This window comes from Butyrivibrio fibrisolvens (genome assembly GCF_037113525.1).
Taxonomy (GTDB): Bacteria; Bacillota; Clostridia; order Lachnospirales; family Lachnospiraceae; genus Butyrivibrio; species Butyrivibrio fibrisolvens.
Genome location: NZ_CP146963.1, coordinates 2,604,133 through 2,624,861, shown reverse-complemented (window position 1 = coordinate 2,624,861; position 20,729 = coordinate 2,604,133). Strand labels below are relative to the sequence as shown.

The following is a 20,729-nucleotide window of genomic DNA, read 5'->3' as shown; positions in this document are numbered from 1 at the left end:
GAGTTCATTTATGAACTCCTTATTTCTAAACATATTAGGTTACATTTTCTACAAAAACTAATAGATTGAAGCAAGAGGGAAAATGTTAGAACAAAGATTTGATGACGGGAAAATTGAATCAATTGAAGAGTTTCAGCCACCGGAAAAGCTCTATGAAGGTCTGATCGCCAGAGTGCAGAAGTATCATCCGTCAGATGATATCACAATGATCGAGAAGGCTTATAATATTGCGCGCGAAGCCCACAAAGACCAGCTTCGTAAATCCGGCGAGCCCTACATTATTCACCCGCTGTGTGTTTCTATTATATTAGCTGATCTTGAGCTTGATAAGGAGACTATTGCAGCCGGGCTTTTGCATGATGTCGTTGAAGATACCATTCTTACTAAAGATGAGATAGATGAACAGTTTGGCTCAGACGTAGCACTTCTTGTTGACGGAGTTACCAAGCTGCAAAGCCTGCAGCTTCCTGCAGACTATAAGGATAAGACCGCTGAGCAGCTTGAAATGCAGGCTGAGAACCTCAGAAAGATGTTCCTTGCTATGGCAAAGGATATCCGAGTAATCCTTATTAAACTTGCCGACAGACTTCATAACATGCGAACCCTGACACATATGCCTCCTGAAAAGCAGCACAGAATAGCTCAGGAGACACTTGATATCTATTCACCTATCGCAGGTCGTCTTGGTATCAGTAAGATCAAGGTTGAGCTTGATGATCTTTCTTTGAAATACTTAAAGCCTGAGATCTACAGAGATCTTAAGGAGAAGGTTTCTGAGAAAAAAGAAGAGCGCGAAGCTTATGTTGAAAAGATTGCCAAAGACGTTGAAGTTGCGATCAAAGAAGCCGGCATTAAAGGCGAAGTCAACGGACGAGTTAAGCACTTCTTCAGCATTTACAAGAAGATGCACAATCAGGGCAAGACTCTTGATCAGATATATGACCTGTTCGCAGTCAGGATCATCGTTGAATCAGTAAAGGACTGTTATGCAGCTCTTGGTATCATCCACGAGATGTACAAGCCTATTCCCGGACGATTCAAAGATTATATAGCAATGCCCAAGGTCAACATGTATCAGTCACTTCATACAACGCTGATCGGACCTAACGGCGCTCCCTTCGAGATTCAGATAAGAACTTTCGATATGCACAGAGCAGCTGAATACGGTATCGCTGCTCACTGGAAATACAAAGAAGCTTCTGATGGAAAGAAGATCGAGACTCAGGAAGAAGAGAAGCTCGTATGGCTTCGTCAGATCCTTGAGTGGCAAAGAGACATGAGCGATAACAGAGAGTTCATGAATCTGTTAAAGAGCGACCTTAATCTTTTCTCAGAAGATGTATACTGCTTCACCCCTCAGGGTGATGTTAAGAACCTTCAGAACGGTTCTACACCTATCGACTTTGCATACAGCGTTCACTCAGCTGTCGGCAACAAGATGATCGGTGCCAAGGTCAATGGTAAGCTGGTTCCTATTGATTATGTGATCCAGAATGGAGATCGTATCGAGATCCTGACATCACAGAATTCCAAGGGACCATCCCGTGACTGGCTTGCAATAGCCAAGTCCACATCCACCAAGAACAAGATCAACCAGTGGTTCAGATCTCAGCAAAAAGAGGAGAATGTTAACCACGGTAAAGAGCTTATCGCTGATTATTGCAGAACCAAAGGTATTGAAATCTCTGATATTACAAAGAATGAGTATATCAATATCATAGTTCATAAATACGGTTTCCATGACTGGGATGCTGTTCTTGCAGCAGTAGGTCTTGGCGCCCTCAAAGAAGGCGGTATCGTTAACAAGCTCTGCGAGCTTTACGAAAAGGATCACAAGAAGAATCTTACAGATGAAGAAGTTCTTGCAGCTGCCAATATTTCAAATTCGCCTGCAAGGATCAACGGAAGCGGCAATGCCATTATCGTTAAAGGTGTGCATGACGTTGCAGTAAGATTCTCAAGATGCTGTAATCCTGTTCCAGGTGATGATATCGTTGGATTTGTAACAAGAGGCAGAGGCGTATCTATCCACAGACGTGACTGCGTCAATGTTGCAGAGATGACAATAGAAGATAAGAGCAGACTTATAGAAGCCCGTTGGGAGAACGACGGAATCATCGGCTCTGAGAAATACACAGCCGACATCAAGATATTTGCTAACGACAGACGAGGCCTTCTTGCAGATGTATCAAGAGTTCTTACAGAGAACAACATCAGCATTCTGTCTCTTAATACAAGAACAAGTAAACAGGGCCTTGCTACTATGGATACTTCATTCCAGGTATCAAGCCGTGAAGAGCTTGTAACTGTAACAGATAAGCTTAGACAGATCGATAGCGTAATTGATATCGAAAGAAGCACAGGCTAAGAATATCTTTTTAAATATAATTTACAAAATATATTCCAATATGCTTTTTGAAAAAGAGCAAATCAGAATAGAGAAAATCAACGCAAAGAAACTGATCTTATCAAAATTGAATAAGATCATATAAAACAGAGTATACTAGATGAATATAAATATTAAAGTTGGTATGGTTACCCTTGGACCCGTACAGACAAATTGCTATTTTGTTTTTAACGCTGCGGATCCAGAAGAACCTACTAAATCAGATGCCCCTATTCCCTGCATAGTATTTGATCCCGCAGATAAGGGCGATCTTTTATATGAAAAGCTTACTCAGAATAATCTGAAAGTGGAACTTATACTTCTTACACATGGTCATTTTGATCATATGTCAGGAGCAGATGATCTTAGAAAGCTTTCAGGAGCGCAGGTTTGGTGCTGGGAAAAGGAAGATGACCTTTGCCAGGATCCCGATGCAAACCTTTCCTACGATTTTATTGGGAAAAGTATAACAATAAAACCGGACAGATTGTTAAGAGATGGCGAGATCATTGAAGCAGCAGGCCTTAAATGCAGGCTTATCGGAACTCCCGGACATACAGTGGGTTCTTGCTGCTACAGCTTTGACGATGATAAGGTTTTAATAAGCGGAGATACTTTATTTGAAGGATCTGTTGGAAGAACAGATTTCCCGGGCGGAAGTGCTTCAACTCTTGTCAGATCCGTTAAGGAAAAACTCTTTGAGCTTTCAGATGATACGATCGTATATCCCGGGCACGGCGGGGGTACAACTATTGGTGATGAGAAACAGTATAATCCCTATATCAGGTGAGGGATTAAATCAGATTACCAAATCGGAGTTTTTATGATTATCGTTAATACAGATAAAGAGAAATACTTTTATGACATCCATTCTCTGGTCAAAAGTTTTTATCCGGAGGAGGATGTCCTTGTTTTTGTAAAAGGAAGTCGTGAGATTCCAGAAGATTCAGATGTCATCCTCACTATAGATCTTTTGCTAAAGTGGGATGAGGGACATATTGATGCTGAGTTTATCAAAGAAAGTGGCGAAAAAGAGTCTCTTTCTATGAACTGCATCAAGGAATCTGAAGCGGACAGCGCGGATATGACAGATTCTCCCAAGAACGTCCTTAAGCGTCTTTTGTATCAGATGCTTAATAAAGAGACAGGCAAGGACCTCCCATGGGGAACTCTTACAGGAATAAGACCTGTTAAGATCGCAATGCACAGACTTCTTCTAGGAGATGATGACGAAGCGATTCGCGACTATATGAAGAAGACCTATATCTGTTCTGATGAAAAGACAGATCTTAGTATCGAGATAGCTCATAGAGAAAATCGCCTTCTTGAAGGAACAACAGATGGTAATGGATACAGTCTTTACGTTAATATTCCTTTCTGTCCTACAAGATGCGCTTATTGCTCATTCATGTCTTCTCCAATAGGGCTTTGGAAGGGACAGGTCGACAGATATCTTGACTGTGTCAAAAAAGAGATAGATGAAACCGCGCCCTTATTTAAAGATAAGCGCCTTGACAGCGTATATATAGGCGGCGGTACACCTACAACTCTTGAGCCTTATCAGCTTGAAAAGCTTATAGGATGGATAAAAGGTGCCTATGATATATCTAAAGTTAGAGAGTTCACCATAGAATCAGGCAGGCCCGACTCTATCACTATGGACAAGCTCCTTACTATGAAAAAAGGCGGAGTTACCAGAATCTCTGTAAATCCTCAGACAATGAGAGATAAGACCCTTGAGCTTATCGGCCGCCACCACAGCGTTAAGCAGACAATTGATGCTTTTTATATGGCAAGAGAAGCAGGTTTTGAGCATATCAACATGGACATCATCCTTGGACTTCCCGGGGAAGAGCTGGAAGACGTTCAGTATACAATGGATGAAATAGGGAAACTAAAGCCCGACGAACTTACAGTTCATTCACTTGCTATAAAAAGAGCTTCAAGACTCTATGACTACGTAGCTGACCACGGACTTGCAGGCATGGATACAACTTCTTCCATGATGAAAGTGGCAGAAGAGGGGGCAAGAAATATGGGCCTTAGCCCATACTATCTCTACCGTCAGAAGAATATTAGCGGTAACTATGAAAATACAGGGTACGGCCTTGGTGATAAGATGTGTCTTTATAACATAATCACAATGGAAGAGACCCAGAGCATCCTGGCACTTGGCTCAGGTTCTGTATCCAAGCGTATATTTGAAGGCCACAGAATAGAAAGAAAAGGAAATCCAAAGGACGTAAAGCTCTATATGGAGAATATGGAAGCAGGCCCGTCTCCTATGAAAGAGTTCTTTTCCTGAAGAGCCAAAAAAGATCTTTGTACTTCAAAATAGAGGTACAAAGATCTTTTTAAGTGCCGTAAAATAAGCATTCTTTTAAAAGTTTTGAACTACTGTTCAAAATTAATAAAAAAAATCTAAAACTGTCTCGAAAATTTGTTTGAACAGTCATTCAAAAATCCATTGACATTGAAAGACAATAACTTTATATTGGTATCGTAATAAATACCTCACCTAATTATAGCAGTTCATTATATGAACTGCCTTTTAAATTTGGCCTTAATAATAACAAACAATACACGGGCAAATTCATCACAAAAGTTATGAATTTATAGTAATTCATTTTTGTGATCGATCAGGGGCGGAGGAACTAATTCATTGCTAAGCACATTTATTATGTGCGGAAAAGGGAGACTATTATGAAGAAGAAAGTATTAAGTACTGTTCTTGCAGCAGCTACATGCGTATCAATGCTTGCAGGCTGCTCATCATCAAATGGAGATGCTAACCAGAATGCTGGTAATACTACAGCTAATAACACTGAGAACGCTACAGAAGGTGGCGAAGCTATCTCAGCTTCAGACATCAAGATCGGTGTTATCTACATCGGTGATGAGAACGAAGGATACACAGCTGCACACATGGAAGGTATCGACCAGATGCAGGCTGCTCTTGGAATCTCTGATGATCAGGTTATCGAGAAGACACTTGTTCCTGAAGATGAGTCATGTACAGATGCTGCAGAAGATATGGTTGATCAGGGATGTAACGTAGTATTTGCTACAAGCTTTGGTCACGAGTCTTACCTCATGCAGGTTGCTGCTGAGCATCCTGAAGTTCAGTTCTGCCATGCAACAGGTTATCAGGCAGCTTCTTCAGGTCTTTCCAATTTCCACAATTATTTTGATAACATCTACGAAGCAAGATATGTTTCAGGTGTTGTTGCAGGTCTTAAGTTAAACGAGATGATCGCTGATGGCAAGATCACAGAGGATGCTGCTAAGGTAGGTTATGTTGGTGCTTATCCTTATGCAGAAGTTGTTTCAGGTTTCACATCTTTCTATCTTGGTGTTACATCTGTTTGCCCTACAGCAACTATGGAAGTTCAGTACACAAACAGCTGGGCTGACATGACAGCAGAAGGTGAAGTTGCAACTCAGCTTATCGCTGATGGCTGCGTACTTATGAGCCAGCACGCTGATACAACAGGTGCTCCTACAGCATGTGAGTCTGCAGGCGTTCCTTGTGTAGGTTACAACGTAGATATGACAACAGTAGCTCCTACATGTGCACTTACATCTGCAACAAACAGCTGGGGTGTTTACTATACATACGCTGTACAGGCTGTACTTAACGGTGAGGCAATGCCTACTGACTGGACAGCTGGTTACAATGACGGCGCTGTAGCGATCACAGCTCTTAACGATGCAGCAGTAGCTGAGGGAACAGCTGAGAAGGTAGCTGAGATCGAGAAAGCTCTTGCAGACGGAACACTTCACGTATTCGACACAAGCAAGTTCACAGTTGGTGGTAAGAGCCTTGAAGCTGCAATTGCAGAAGGCGGAGACTACGCTAAGTATGCTGATTATGTATCAGATGGATACTTCCACGAGTCAGAGCTTGCATCTGCACCTGCATTCGACATTATCATCGACGGAATTACCTCAAATGCAGATTAAATTTGCAAAGCAAATTTAATCTGCTAGACATCAGATTACTTTCAGTAATCTGATGTCCACATGTATAGTAATTACATGGAATCGTGTAAATCGATTTATTTAGAAATAAGAAATGAGATTATTATGGAAAATTATGCGATAGAACTTAAAGGTGTTACAAAACGCTTTGGTAGCGTAGTTGCCAATGATCAGGTAGATCTCGCCCTTAAAAAGGGCGAGATTCTCTCTATTCTTGGTGAAAATGGAAGCGGAAAGACAACCCTCATGAATATGCTTTCCGGTATATATTATCCGGATGAGGGTCAGATCCTTATCAATGGAAAAGAGGTTTCCATCAACGGCCCCAAAGATGCTTTTAATCTTGGAATCGGTATGATCCACCAGCATTTCAAGCTTATTGATATACTGACAGCAGCTCAGAACATCATTCTGGGCCTTGATGGCGGTATGAAGCTTGATATGAAGAAGATCAATCAGGAGATTGATGCCCTTGTAAGCAAGTATGGCTTTGACCTTACTCCTGCTGAGAAGATCTACAATATGTCTGTATCACAAAAGCAGATCGTTGAGATCGTCAAGGTACTTTACAGAGGTGCTGATATCCTTATCTTCGATGAGCCGACTGCAGTTCTTACACCTCAGGAGACAGAGCGTCTTTTTACAGTTCTTAAAAAGATGAAGCTCCTTGGTAAGTCTATCATCATAATCACACATAAGCTTAATGAAGTTCTTGAGATCTCTGATAGAGTTGCCGTTCTTCGTAAAGGAAAGTGCGAAGGCGTAGTTGAGACTAAGGACGCTACCGTTGAATCTCTTACAGAACTTATGGTAGGAGAGAAGGTAGAACTCAATATTCAGAGAAGCGATCCTAAAAAGCCTGAAAAGAGAATCGAGATGCGAGGCGTAACTGTAAGAAACAGTGAAGGCCTTTCTATTCTCAAGGACATTTCCTTTGTGGCTAAAAGTGGTGAGATCCTTGGAATTGCAGGTGTCTCCGGCAATGGTCAGAAAGAGCTTTTGGAATCCATAGCAGGTATACAAAAGATAGACAGTGGCGAGATCTTATATTATCCGCCTAACAGCAATAATGTTGAAAAGCTTTCTGAAAAAACAGTCAGAGAGATCCAGAACCTTAAGATAAGCCTTTCCTTCGTTCCTGAAGACAGACTTGGAATGGGACTTGTCGGTTCAATGGACCTTGCTGATAACATGATGATCAGAAGCTACAGATCAGGTGACAGCAGATTTTTCACAGACAGAAAGACTCCTCGTAAGCTTGCAAAGAAAATAGTAGATAAGCTTGAGGTTTCAACTCCTGACATTAACACACCTGTAAGAAGACTTTCAGGTGGTAATGTTCAGAAAATCCTTGTAGGACGTGAGATCGCGCTCAATCCTGATGTTCTCATGGTTGCTTATCCTGTAAGAGGACTTGATATTACATCTTCTTATACAATTTATAACCTTCTCAATGAGCAGAAAGAGAAGGGCGTAGCTGTTATGTGCGTTGGTGAAGACCTTGACGTACTGCTTCAGCTTTGTGACAGAATACTGGTACTTTGCGAAGGCAAGATCAGCTGCATTGTTAATGCAAAACTCACTTCTAAGGAAGAAATCGGTATGTACATGACAGGTGCCAGAAAGGCAGGAGTTTAATGGACTTAATAACTAAAAAAACATCACGAAAGTCTTTGCACCTTTCAAAGCGTGATTCTATCGCAACATGGAAGGCATGGGTCATAAGACTTGCAGCGGTACTTCTTGCCCTTATCGTTTGCGCATTTGTTATCGTAGGAATCACAGGAGAGAATCCTTTAAATGTTTACTCGGGAATAATAGACGGTGCAGTGGGGTCTAAGCGTCGTATCTGGGTTACAGTCAGAGAGACTGTAGTACTACTTCTTATCGGTGTAGGTCTTATGCCTGCATTCAAGATGAGATTCTGGAACCTTGGAGCAGAAGGCCAGATTCTCATGGGAGGAGCTGCTGCAGCAGCACTTATGATCTATGCAGGAAATCTTCCTCCTGTACTTTTGATCATTCTTATTCTTATAGCATCAGCCTGTGCAGGTATCATATGGGGATTTTTACCTGCATTTTTCAAGGCTCACTTCAATACCAATGAGTCTTTATTCACACTGATGCTCAACTATGTCGCTATGCAGATCATTACCTTCCTTATCGTATTCTGGGAGAATCCATCAGGATCCAACTCTGTAGGTATCATTAATTCTGCAAATAAGGGCGGCTGGTTTCCAAAAATCTTCGGATCTGACTATACTCTTAATATAATAATCGTAGTAGTAGTAACTCTTGTTATGACTATATACATGAAGTATACCAAGCATGGCTATGAGATAGCAGTAGTTGGTGAAAGTCATAACACAGCTAACTATGCAGGTATCAATGTTAGGAAGGTAGTTGTTCGTACTATGCTTATTTCTGCAGGAATCTGCGGCGTTGCAGGCGCTGTTATCGTAAGCGGAGCAAGCCACACGATCTCTACATCCACTGCAGGTGGCAGAGGCTTTACAGCGATCATTGTTGCGTGGATGGCTAATCTTAATCCTCTTGGAATGCTTTTAGTATCAGCATTTCTCGTATTCATGCAGCAGGGCGCGATCCAGATCGCATCCCAGTATGGGCTTAACGAGAATGCATCAGACATAATCACAGGTATTATCATCTTTTTCCTTATTGGATGCGAATTCTTCATCAAGTATAAGGTAAGAGTTAAAAAGAGCGAGGAGGATGCAGCATGACACTTCTTCTTACATTTTTAGTTGCAGCGATCGGACAGGCTGTGCCTCTTTTGTTCGGTGCAACAGGCGAAATCTTAACAGAAAAATCCGGTAACCTTAACCTTGGAATTCCAGGTATCATGTATATGGGCGGTATTTCAGGTCTTATGGGAGCCTTCCTTTATGAAAATAATGTTCAGGATCCTTCAACATTTGTAGGAGTACTTATAGCTCTTGTTTCTTCACTTGTAGTGAGCTGCCTTGGCGGTCTTTTGTACAGCTTCCTTACTGTAACACTTAGATCCAATCAGAATGTTGTTGGTCTTGCGCTTACTACTTTTGGTGTTGGATTTGGTAACTTCTTTGGCGGATCACTGTCAAAGCTTGCAGGTGGTGTTGGACAGATCTCCGTAGCACACACAGCAGAAGGATTTGGAGCATTCCTTCCAACATTCCTTCGTAATATACCTTTTGTAGGAAAACTTCTGTTTTCATATGGCTTTTTGACATATCTTTCTATTATAATAGCTGTTATTGTTACATGGTTCCTTACAAAGACAAGAAAAGGACTTAATCTTATTTCTGTTGGTGAGGACCCGGCAGTAGCTGATGCAGCAGGTATTAACGTAACAAAGAATAAGTATTATTCTACTTTGACCGGTGCTATGATAGCAGGACTTGGCGGACTCTACTTCGTAATGGAATACCTTCACGGAACATGGTCCAATAACGGCTTCGGAGACAGAGGATGGCTTGCCATAGCCCTCGTAATCCTTGCACTTTGGAATCCGACCAATGCTATCTGGGGATCACTTGTATTTGGAGCATTATATGTTTTATATATTTATATACCAGGACTTACAAGAGCATCATCCGAGCTTGTAAAGATGCTCCCTTATGTAGTAACTATCGTGGTACTGGTTCTTACAAGTAAGCGTAACAAGCCAGAAAACCAGCCGCCGTCAGCACTTGGAAAAGCTTACTTTAGAGAGGAACGGTGAGTTTGGATCTTAGATCCAAACTCTGGACGTGCATAGCACGTCCCCATTGGGCGGAGATTAAAGAAAGATAGATCTAGGATCCAAACTCATTGGGCGGAGATTCAATCTCATGAAAAGGAGAAATATGAAGAATATAGAAAAAAACAACGAAGAAAAGATTCTTGATGCTACACTTCGCGTAATTGAGTCATATACTATCAGTGGAACGAGGATCAGTCTTATTGCTAAAGAGGCTGATATGCTTCAGTCTAATGTTCTTTATTATTACAAGACTAAGGAAGAGATCCTTGTAGCTATGCAGAAGAGGATCCTTGATATTTTCCCAAAGCTTCGTGAGGAGCTTAGAGACAATACAGAAGATACTCTTGAGTCAGCGCTTGAGGTCTTTTCAAAGAATGAAGAGAACCTTTTAAAGAACTTCCCGGAATACAACCATGCTGAGATGGACTTCTGGGTACAGAGCAGAACTGATGAGGATACAAGAGTACGTTTTGCAGAGTCTTATGATCTTTGGAGACAGGAGATCAGAGAGGTTCTGGAAAAATATGTTCCGGATCTTCCCGAGAACCTTAAGAAAATACTTCCTGCTCAGTATGTATCAATGCTTGAAGGCTTTACTATTCAGTATCTTATTGATGAAAACAATATGGATATGACAGAGTATTTTGCAATGAGCAGAGAGCTTATCCTTAATACTGTTAAGCCTTATATGAAGTAAGGTCTATGCATTTATCTTCAAAATAAAAATTTATGACCCCAAAATCAGGGCTTAATTTAGATATGATCAAAGGAGAGACAGACATGAATTTTCTGGAAGAGCGTATTGCCTCAGACGGACAGGTAAGGGCAGGAAATATATTAAAGGTAGACAGCTTCCTTAATCACCAGCTGGACGTTGAGCTTCTTGATAAGATTGGAAAGACTTTTTACAAGAAATATAAGGATAAAGGTATAAACAAAGTTCTTACTGTTGAAGCATCAGGTATCGCTATTGCCTGCATGACAGCTCAGTATTTCCACGTTCCCGTGGTTTTTGCAAAGAAGGCAAAAAGCAAAAATCTTGACGGAGACCTTTATACATCAGTAGTTCATTCCTTTACTTATGACAAGGACTATAATGTAACACTTGCTAAGAAATTCCTTTCATCAGAAGATAAGGTTTTACTTGTAGATGATTTCCTTGCAGTAGGTAAAGCCATGAACGGTCTTATCGATATCTGTAATCAGGCAGGCGCAACAGTTGCAGGAATCGGCATTGCAATCGAAAAAGGATTCCAGGATGGCGGATCAAGACTTCGCGGCGCAGGATATGATGTAACATCACTTGCGATCGTAGATGCAATGGATGAAGAAAAAGGACTTACCTTTAGGGATCAGGGCTGATATGTTGGCCTACGTTTGTTTTTAACCAAGGATTGTGAGAGTTTCGAAGAAACGGAACAATCCGTTAGTCATAAGGTGTCAAAAGGAACTTTTGACACCTACCTCATAAAATTATTAAAAAAATCCGATATAAGTTAATGATAGCTTTTTAACAGCTGTCTTTAACATATATCGGATTTTTTCTTAGGAGAAATGCTGATGCGTTCATTGCGAAGCAGGATCACTGCTACAATGCTATGCGTTATATTTGCTGCACTTGCATTTGCAACATTACTAAGCGCTATCTTTATACGAAGGACCGAAAGCCGCAAATCTGACCAGCTGCTTACTATGCTGTGTGAGACTGGGGCTATGAGCCTTGATTATTATTTTGACAGTGTTCAGAACTCTGTTTTAAAAGTTACATCTTTTGCTGAAAATGATCTAAGTACTATAGAAGAATTTAATGACGAGCAGTTTGAAGAGCATATGAAGGCTGTTCGTGACTATTTTGAGATCATGGCTAATAAGACCAAAGGCGTTCTGACTTATTATTACAGGGTTGATCCTTCTGTTTCGAAGACTGTTAAGGGGTTCTGGTACATTGATCTTGATGGTAACGGATTCAAAGAACATGAAGTTACTGATATCACCCTTTATGATGTTGAGGATACGTCTAATCTTGTATGGTTCACGATTCCCAAATACGAAGGCAGGGCAATATGGCTGACGCCTTATATTACTGACAATCTCGATGTTCGCGTAATTTCTTACGATGCGCCGGTTTACTATAATGGACAGTTCATTGGAGTTATCGGAATAGAAGTTGATTATTCTACGATGGCCAAAGAAGTGGACGCAATACAGCTTTATAATAACGGATACGCATTTCTGGGCGATGCAGAAGGCAACCTTTTCTATCATCCCCATATAGATGTAACAAGTCTTCAGGGAAGCTTTTCTATAGATATACCTTATGACAATTTGGAAGATAGAAGTCTTGTTAAGTACAATTTTGAGGGAAAAGAGAAAATAGCTGCCTGCAAGCCTCTAAGTAACGGCATGTGCCTATATGTCACTGCACCTATCGATGAAACCCAGGGTGAATGGCAGGGACTTATTTTAAATATTGTATTGGGAACAGTTGTGATACTAATTGTAGCAAGTTTATTCCTAATGCTATATACAAGGCGTATCACAAAGCCTCTTGAACAGCTGACAGAGGCGGCAGATAAGGTATATAACGGTGATTACGATTTTGAACTTACGTATAACGAAGACGATGAGCTTGGAAGACTTACCAGATCTTTTAAGAGTCTTTCTGATAACGTAAAGGCACATATAAGCGACCTAAACGCCCAGGTTTATGTCGATTCTCTTACCCATGTAAAAAATAAAGGAGCATTTACTGTAGCGGTAGATGAACTTCAAAAAGAGATAGATTCAGCTTCTAACCCTGAGTTTGCGATTGGCGCTTTTGACTGTGATAACTTAAAAAGCATCAATGACAGATTCGGACATGATAAAGGCGATATATACCTTAAGACAGCCAGCCGCGCTATAAGTGATATCTTTAAACATAGTCCTGTGTTCAGGTTTGGCGGTGATGAGTTCTTTGTAATACTTCAAAATGAAGATTATCAAAATCTAAATGAACTTAAAGAACAGTTTGATAAAGCAGCTGATATGATCAATAAAAATGCAATAAATCCCTGGGATAAGGTCTTTATATCTAAAGGCTTTGCAAGTTATAATCATGTGCAGGACAAAAATGTGGATGAAGTTATACAAAGGGCAGACAAGTTCATGTATGATAATAAACGCGAAAGAAAGAGCGGACTTTGCAATTATCTATAAACCAATATAAAATTATCAAAACATGGTATAATATTAAGTGTACTTACCGATATACTTATTTGGAAACCTTCTTTACTAAATAGGATTACATAAGGAGTTTATCTCAGGCTCCGTAATTCGAAGAAAGGAAAAATAAGTTTGTGAGTGATTTCGAGCCGCGAAATACAATAGATGAGCTAACAGGGCTGCCTAATTTCGCCTCTTTTATTGCTATGGCTCAGCATGTACTTAACGATCCTACCGAACGTAAGGATATTGCGTTCGTCTATTTTAATCTGGAAAATTTCAGATCCTACAACGAAATATATGGACTTCCGGCAGGTAATGACTGCCTGGTTACTGTTGCACGCACGATCGAGGCTTTTTTTCCACAGGAGCTTTGCGGGCGTATTGCTTCTGACCATTTTGCAGTACTAACAGATAAGGCTGATCTTGAATTCAAGATAGTGGCCGTATGTGAAGAGCTTCTCCCGTTTAGGATGGATACGCACCTTCAGATGCGCGCCGGAGTATATCTACCAACTGAGAAGGATTTTGACGCTCATAGCTGCCTTAATAAGGCAAAGGTTGCCTGCGACAGTATAAGGAAGAAGTACGACACCATGTTTGCTTACTACGATTCTTCCATTGATGAGAACTTCCAAAGAGAGCGTTTTATAATCGAGAAGCTGGAAAAGGCAATAGAAAACAGAGATATCAAGCCTTACTATCAGGCTGTTATCCGGGTTCTTACAGGCGAAGTCAGTGGATATGAGGCTTTAGCAAGATGGGATGATCCTGAGATTGGAAGAATATCTCCCGGAGATTTTGTTCCGATTCTGGAAAAATATCAGGTCATCAAAAAGCTTGATCTTCACATAATAGATTCAGTATGCAGAGACCTACGGGAAAAGATAGATAAGAGCATTATGGTAGTACCTGTTTCTGTTAACTTATCCCAGCAGGATTTCTTCGGAGATGATATCGTTACAGAAGTTGATGGTATAGCTAATAGATACGGCCTTTCAAGTGACCTGTTCCATGTGGAGGTAACAGAATCTATTTTTGCAACAGATCCAAGAAAGATAGGAAGCTGCATTGACAGATTCAGAGCACTTGGATATCAGGTATGGCTTGATGATTTTGGAAGCGGATATTCATCCCTCAACATGCTCAAAGATTTCAAGTTTGACTGCATCAAGCTTGATATGATGTTCATGAGAGGATTTGAAGAAAATCACGAAACCAGAGTTATCCTTCGTTCTATTATCAATATGGCCAAGAATCTTGGCATCCAGACAGTTGCGGAAGGCGTAGAGACTCAGAAAGCGTCTGACTTTCTTAAGAAGATCGGGTGTGAAAACATACAGGGCTTTTTGTATTCATGTCCGGATAAAATAGAGAATATTTTCGCATCATCTCTAAAAAGAGAGTCAGAGGGTATGAGGAAATACTATACAAGGATAGGAAAAGTCAACCTCCTGTCAGCTAACCCTCTTGATGTCCAAAATACCGGCATGGATTCTGAAGGTCTGCCTATGGCGATCATGGAGATGAGGAGAGACAAACTCATCTATTTGAGCTGCAATCCGGCTTATATGGGTCATCTTGCTGAGCTTAATATCAATACGCTTGAGGAGGCAGAGGAATTCCTTAACCAGGGCAAGCGAAAGCTGCCTTCAGTATTTGTAAATGCTGTAAACAGGTGCAAGAGCTCAGGCAAGCAGGAATCCTGCGACTATGTTATAAATGGTCAGAATTGTACCTTCCAGGCAAGGCATATTGCAACTTACAGGAACAGATCTGCTTTCCTTATAACAAGTATCAACATGTCTGTATATACGCAGGCTGCAAGATCAGAGAAGCAGAAGGCTCTTCTTAAGTTTATCTATACCCAATACAACAAGATAGACGTTTTGGATCCGGAAGAGGGGACCATAGACAATATTTATATAAACAGTTCTGAGTACGTAATGAATAGCACTATCATGTCCAGCGATGAATACAGTAGGACTTTTATAAAAAGTTGTGTTCATGAGAAAGATAGGGACAGATTTGTAGAATTTTTTGTCAAAGAAAAGATACTTGATAAGATATCAAGGACCAATAAAGAATTTGTAACTGAATGTTTCAGAGTCAGAGACATCGAAGGCAACTACAGATGGCAGAAGTTTGATGTTATCTATATTGAAGTCAAGAAAAAGCCTAAATTCCTTGTATGCATAAGCGATATCGATATTGACCGTGTAAGAATGCTTGGTGAACTGGATGAGAATAAACATAAGATTCCTAGAAATCCTGCTTTTATGTGGCTTTCAAGCCGCGAGTTCTCCAAGATGCTGGGCTATAAGTCATATAATGATTTTTTGGATGGTGCTTTTTATTTTGAAGTCAATCTGACTCAGAATACTATTATTGATATGCATTTCCGTGCAAAGAGCACTCTCGATACGAAGGATTATAAGAGCCGTTATAACGATTATCAGAGCGTAGTACAGGATCTTATAAACATTTCGGTAGACTTGCAGGATCTTGACGCGGTAACATCCTTTTTTAACAGAGAAAGCATAATAAGAGAATATGAGGCCGGGAATGAATTTGGCTCTATAGAATTCAGATCTTATGCAAGTGGCAAGATGTTATGGCTTCATGCCATATATCAGGTTGTAAAGTCTAATGAAACGGGAGAACTTTTTGCATACTTCCTTGATTATGATGTCAATGAGTATCACAGAAAGCTTCTTAAGGAAAAAGAAGCTGTTGAGACAGATTTTCTTACAGGCCTTCAGAACAGATATAGCGCAGTTCCTGTTATTCGTGATTACTTGTTCAAGAATCCTGAGAGTACATCAGCACTTATCATGATGGATCTTGATGATTTTAAGCGTGTTAATGATAAGTTTGGGCATAGCGCCGGAGATGAGATGCTTAAAGCCGTGGCCAAAAAACTTAAGGATAAGTTTGAAATGTACGGACTTGTATGCAGGATTGGCGGCGATGAATTCCTTGGCCTTCTCATGAATAAGTCCAAAGAATTTACAGATGAATTCTTAACGGATCTTCTTTCAAAGCCTGTAACAATCGAATACGAAGGAAATACTATCAGCTGCAGGATGTCAGCTGGTTACTCCATGTATCCGGAACAGGGAAGAGAATATCATCATCTGTATCAGATGGCTGACAAGGGAATGTACGCAGCAAAACGAGGTGGCAAGAGTCGTTTTTGCATGTATACACCTGGTGATGATGAAGAGACCTTTAGTAAGATCGAACTTACGACAAGCGAACTTCTTGAAACAATGCCGGCGGCATTTGCTATATGCGAAGCATCGATGAATAATCCGGTACTTCTTGTTAACAGTAGCTTTACAAGGCTGTTCAGATGCAATTCTGTCCCTCAGCTCCACAGCTTTTGCGAGGGTCAAATGATCAATCTTGTAAGTCCGGAATCAAGAGATAAGGTAATAGATGCGATCTACAGTGGATACGACAATTATTCAGGGCAGACGATCAAAATGCTTCTGGAACTGCGGCTTTATGATGGCACTACTTCCAAGAACATGTGTCACATAAGACTAACGAAAACAAGAGAAGGCAACAGGCTGCATATAATGATAACCTAGAACCAGGTAGCGCTTATGCGCAGAAAGCGGGGTAAAAATGGTATTAGTAAAATCTCAGACATTTACAACAGAACGTGAACTTAATGAGTATATTCTGAATAAGATGACAGATCCTGTAAAAAAAGATCCTGCTTTTAAGGTTCATAGGATCACACCTGTTGTACTTACAACATCAAGCGGAAAAGGTGAGGAGTTTTCTATTAATTCTACAATCAACTATGTCCTTGAAAACGAGGAAACATTTGAAGTTCCTAAAAAATGAGTTAACCTTCGGCTAAATGAGTTTATCGAAGGTAACTCGGAACGGGGCGTCGCAAGCGACACCACGTTCTATTACAAGCGACTTTCGATAGGAGGATTATTTATGGGTGAGAAGTATAATATATGTCTTGATATTGGAGGAACCAAGATACTTGGAGCTGTATTTGATGAAAAGGAGAAGATCACATACAGACTCAAGAAGAAAACTAAAGAAGGCGGAGACAGTGCGGGTAATGTAGAAGAAGTCATTATCAGCGTTGTTGACGAGCTCATAAAAGAATCAGGTATTGATAAAAAAGATATAGGAGCTATTGCAGCAGGTGCTCCGGGTGTTATCAACCAGAAAGACGGAATAATCCTCTTTTCCCCGAATCTGCCCTGGAAGAATTATGATATCAAGTCCCCGATAAAAAAGAAATTCGGCGTGCCCTTCTTTATCGGCAACGATGTTAACGTAGGTGTTCTTGGCGAGTACAAATACGGCGCTGCAAAGGGATATAAGAACGTTGCAGGTTTCTTCGTAGGAACAGGAATGGGCGGCGGACTTATCTTAAACGGAGAGCTCTTTACAGGTAATGAGTTTAAGGCTGCTGAGTATGGCCATATGATACTTGACCCTGAAGGCCCACTTTGTAACTGCGGACAAAGGGGATGTCTTGAGGCATTTTCAAGTAAGCAGGGTATGTCCGGATATATCAGACAGCAGGTATCTCGTGGCCGTAAGAGCGAGATGGCAGAAGCTGTAGAAGGTGGCGTATTTAAGTCTAAAGTTCTTAAAAAAGCTCTGGAAAAAGGTGATAAGGTTGCCATGGAAGCTGTTGACAGAGCCTGCCACTACCTTGCGATCGCATCAGGCAATATGATCAATACCATAAGCCCTGATATCATCGTATATGGCGGCGGTGTAATGGAAGCTGTGGGCGATATCTTTATGGAGAAGATTCTCGCAGAAGTAGACAGATACTGCATGCCGTCCATAAGGACCACTGTGGACCTTAAGAAAGCAGCGCTTGGAGACGATTCTATTCTCTACGGCGCACTGTCGATGATAAAGAGTAGTAAGAAATAAGATTAAATTAAGAAATAGTTGCAATCCGGCCTCTGGTTATCTTGAAATGTATGCCAGAGGCCGTTTTGATCATCCTGGCATGGTATGTATATCAACATACTCTCGTGGAGAGTAGCCATATTCCTTACGGAAAGCTTTGTAAAAGTTAGAGTAATCGTTGAAACCATAAGTAATATACGCCTGGCTAATAGGTATGCCGCTCAGCATCTGATCCCGGCAGCCGGCCAGGCGTTTTTTTACTATATATTGATGGACGGAGAGACCGAGTCTGTTCTTGAATTCATGTACGATGTAGGACTTGCTGACAAAAAGCTTTTCTGCAAGGATGTCTAGAGATAGTGTGTCGGTTAGGTGTTCATCAATATAGGTTATGAGCTGGCCCATCATGTCCGTGTTCTCCGGTACGCTTATCTTGTGCTCAGATTCGTAGACGTATCTTGTAAGAGTCAGCAGTAGCTCAGATGAATATATTCTAAGGAAAGCATCGTGGCCATAGTGCACGGTGCTTATTTCTTCAAGAACAGTAATTGCTTTGGACTGAACCTGGCCAAATAGAGCGGATTCAAGGTGGTGAATGAATTTGCCTTTTTGAGCTTCCTCTATGAGATAGGCATAGTCAGGAGAGATACTTACCAGCTCTTTAAGGTACTTATCGTTTATCCAGAAAACGAAACGGCGGTAGGGGGTAGGATTTTGCTCTTTACCTTTATTTTTAGGGGCGGAACGCCTTGCTATTGCATGATGCCTTACACCAGGAGGGAATACGACTATATCGCCCGGGACGAGTTTTATATTTGGCTCTGCCACATTTTCAATCTCCATAGCTATGTCGCCTTCAAGGAATATATAGAATTCATAATAATCGTGCGAATGCATCTCAACGGGTTTTATTGTAACATCGCTGTAATAATAAAGCTCGAAAAGATCTGAAAGCATGGTCTGTCTTGTTGTAAAATCGCTTCTGAGTTCTCGTCTCATATTTAGAATTCTCCACAAAGTTGGGAATCTCAAACTTCGTACATATAGAATTAGTGTAAGTCTCGATTATTACAGAGTGAATTCTATATGTGTGAAGTTTGGGCGGGTGATACGAATAGTTATATTATCTTTAAAATATAGTAATTCATAGCACTATTATTATATTGCCATTTTTGCAAACTATGCAACTTTTTTGTCAATTGAATTATAAGTAGAATTAGCAGAAAATAAACGATGTAATCGATTTCAGTAGAATTTCAATGATTATAATATTTTCAATATATAAGAGATAGGAGATTTTTGCGTTATGGAAATGACACTTCGTTGGTATGGTAAGGAATTTGATACTGTTAAGTTATGGCAGATAAATCAGATTCCAGGTGTAAAGGGCGTTATCACAACACTTTACGACAAGGCAGCAGGTGACCTTTGGACTCAGGATGAGATCAAAAAATTAAAGGCTGACGTTGCAGAAGCTGATATGCACATTTCAGGTATCGAATCAGTAAACATCTCTGATGATATCAAGATTGGCGGCGGTAAGCGCGACGAGCATATAGATAACTACATCAAGACTCTTGAGAATCTTGGTAAAGAAGACATCCACATGGTATGTTACAACTTCATGCCTGTGTTCGACTGGACCAGATCAGAGCTTGCAAGAAGAAGAGCAGACGGCGCTACAGTTCTTGCTTACAATCAGAAAGCTGTTGATGCCATCAATCCTGAAGACATGTTCGCTTCAATCAACGGCGACATGAACGGAACAGTTATGCCGGGCTGGGAGCCTGAGAGAATGGCTCGTGTAAAAGAGCTTTTCGAGATGTACAAGGATATCGACGAGGATAAGCTTTTTGCAAACCTTGTATACTTCCTTGAAGCTATCATGCCTGTATGTAACAAGTATGACATCAAGATGGCAATTCACCCTGATGATCCTGCATGGAACGTATTCGGCCTTCCTCGTATCATCAATAATGAAAAGAACATTCAGCGTATGATGAAAGCTGTTGATGACGTACACAACGGTGTTACATTCTGCTCAGGTTCTTACGGTACAAATCCTGAGAACGACCTTCCTCAGATGATCAGAAATCTTAAGGGTCGTATCCACTTCGCACACGTACGTAACCTTCAGTTCAACTCCTTCCAGCACGAAGACGGAAGCCAGGTAACAAGCTGGACAGGCGAGAAGATCCCTGTAGGTCCTGCAGATTTCGAAGAAGCATGCCACCTTTCTTCAGACGGAAGCTTCGATATGTATGAGATCGTTAAGGCTCTCTATGATATCGGTTTTGACGGACCTATCCGCCCTGACCATGGCCGCATGATCTGGGATGAGAAGGCAATGCCTGGATACGGTCTTTATGACAGAGCACTTGGAGCTTGCTACATCCAGGGACTTTGGGAAGCAATCGAGAAGAGCCATAGATAAAAATTATAGATAAAAACTATAGATAAAAACTATAGATAAAAACAAATAGAGATCATCTATATAGATATAGAAAA

At 40.8% G+C, this 20,729-nt stretch carries 15 protein-coding genes; 14 read left to right on the top strand and 1 reads right to left on the bottom strand.

What is annotated here, in order from left to right:
* The first annotated feature begins 82 nt into the window (after positions 1-82).
* The 13 genes from WAA20_RS10995 (at position 83) to WAA20_RS10935 (ending at position 18,242) form a co-directional block, all read left to right on the top strand.
* Positions 83-2,368, top strand: coding sequence for a bifunctional (p)ppGpp synthetase/guanosine-3',5'-bis(diphosphate) 3'-pyrophosphohydrolase (locus tag WAA20_RS10995; protein ID WP_073387083.1), 2,286 nt, complete (start codon positions 83-85; stop codon positions 2,366-2,368).
* A gap of 139 nt (positions 2,369-2,507) precedes the next feature.
* Positions 2,508-3,176 (top strand): MBL fold metallo-hydrolase, encoded by a 669-nt coding sequence (locus tag WAA20_RS10990; RefSeq protein ID WP_207649285.1) that lies wholly within the window; start codon positions 2,508-2,510, stop codon positions 3,174-3,176.
* Positions 3,177-3,209: 33 nt separating this feature from the next.
* A complete protein-coding gene (gene hemZ / locus WAA20_RS10985) occupies positions 3,210-4,691 on the top strand; it encodes a coproporphyrinogen dehydrogenase HemZ (protein WP_073387081.1) in 1,482 nt (493 codons plus the stop codon).
* A 398-nt stretch (positions 4,692-5,089) separates the two neighbouring features.
* Complete coding sequence (locus WAA20_RS10980) at positions 5,090-6,349, top strand: BMP family ABC transporter substrate-binding protein (protein ID WP_073387079.1); 1,260 nt, start codon at positions 5,090-5,092, stop codon at positions 6,347-6,349.
* Positions 6,350-6,469: 120 nt separating this feature from the next.
* On the top strand, positions 6,470-8,005 hold the full coding sequence (locus tag WAA20_RS10975; protein ID WP_081373767.1) for an ABC transporter ATP-binding protein: 1,536 nt from the start codon (positions 6,470-6,472) through the stop codon (positions 8,003-8,005).
* Positions 8,005-9,111, top strand: a complete 1,107-nt coding sequence (locus tag WAA20_RS10970; RefSeq protein ID WP_073387077.1) for an ABC transporter permease — start codon at positions 8,005-8,007, stop codon at positions 9,109-9,111. The genes WAA20_RS10975 and WAA20_RS10970 overlap by 1 nt, the downstream gene beginning before the upstream one ends.
* The gene (locus WAA20_RS10965; protein ID WP_073387075.1) at positions 9,108-10,091 is read left to right on the top strand and encodes an ABC transporter permease; all 984 of its coding nucleotides are present in this window, start codon (positions 9,108-9,110) and stop codon (positions 10,089-10,091) included. Before WAA20_RS10970 ends, WAA20_RS10965 begins: the two co-directional genes overlap by 4 nt.
* Before the next feature lie 124 nt (positions 10,092-10,215).
* Positions 10,216-10,809 (top strand): TetR/AcrR family transcriptional regulator, encoded by a 594-nt coding sequence (locus tag WAA20_RS10960; RefSeq protein ID WP_073387114.1) that lies wholly within the window; start codon positions 10,216-10,218, stop codon positions 10,807-10,809.
* 83 nt (positions 10,810-10,892) lie between these two features.
* Positions 10,893-11,474, top strand: a complete 582-nt coding sequence (locus tag WAA20_RS10955; protein WP_073387074.1) for a xanthine phosphoribosyltransferase — start codon at positions 10,893-10,895, stop codon at positions 11,472-11,474.
* Between the two features lie 198 nt (positions 11,475-11,672).
* Entirely contained in the window at positions 11,673-13,310 is a 1,638-nt protein-coding gene (locus tag WAA20_RS10950; RefSeq protein ID WP_073387072.1) for a diguanylate cyclase, read from the top strand.
* A gap of 140 nt (positions 13,311-13,450) precedes the next feature.
* The gene (locus WAA20_RS10945) at positions 13,451-16,912 is read left to right on the top strand and encodes an EAL domain-containing protein (RefSeq protein WP_073387070.1); all 3,462 of its coding nucleotides are present in this window, start codon (positions 13,451-13,453) and stop codon (positions 16,910-16,912) included.
* A 37-nt stretch (positions 16,913-16,949) separates the two neighbouring features.
* On the top strand, positions 16,950-17,174 hold the full coding sequence (locus WAA20_RS10940) for a hypothetical protein (protein ID WP_073387069.1): 225 nt from the start codon (positions 16,950-16,952) through the stop codon (positions 17,172-17,174).
* Positions 17,175-17,276: 102 nt separating this feature from the next.
* Positions 17,277-18,242, top strand: coding sequence for an ROK family protein (locus WAA20_RS10935; RefSeq protein WP_073387067.1), 966 nt, complete (start codon positions 17,277-17,279; stop codon positions 18,240-18,242).
* Positions 18,243-18,311: 69 nt separating this feature from the next.
* Here the strand turns inward: WAA20_RS10935 and WAA20_RS10930 are convergent, their stop codons facing one another.
* A complete protein-coding gene (locus WAA20_RS10930) occupies positions 18,312-19,220 on the bottom strand; it encodes an AraC family transcriptional regulator (RefSeq protein ID WP_073387066.1) in 909 nt (302 codons plus the stop codon).
* A 307-nt stretch (positions 19,221-19,527) separates the two neighbouring features.
* Between WAA20_RS10930 and uxuA the strand changes: the two genes are divergently transcribed.
* A complete protein-coding gene (gene uxuA, locus WAA20_RS10925) occupies positions 19,528-20,655 on the top strand; it encodes a mannonate dehydratase (protein WP_073387064.1) in 1,128 nt (375 codons plus the stop codon).
* Positions 20,656-20,729: the final 74 nt, after the last annotated feature.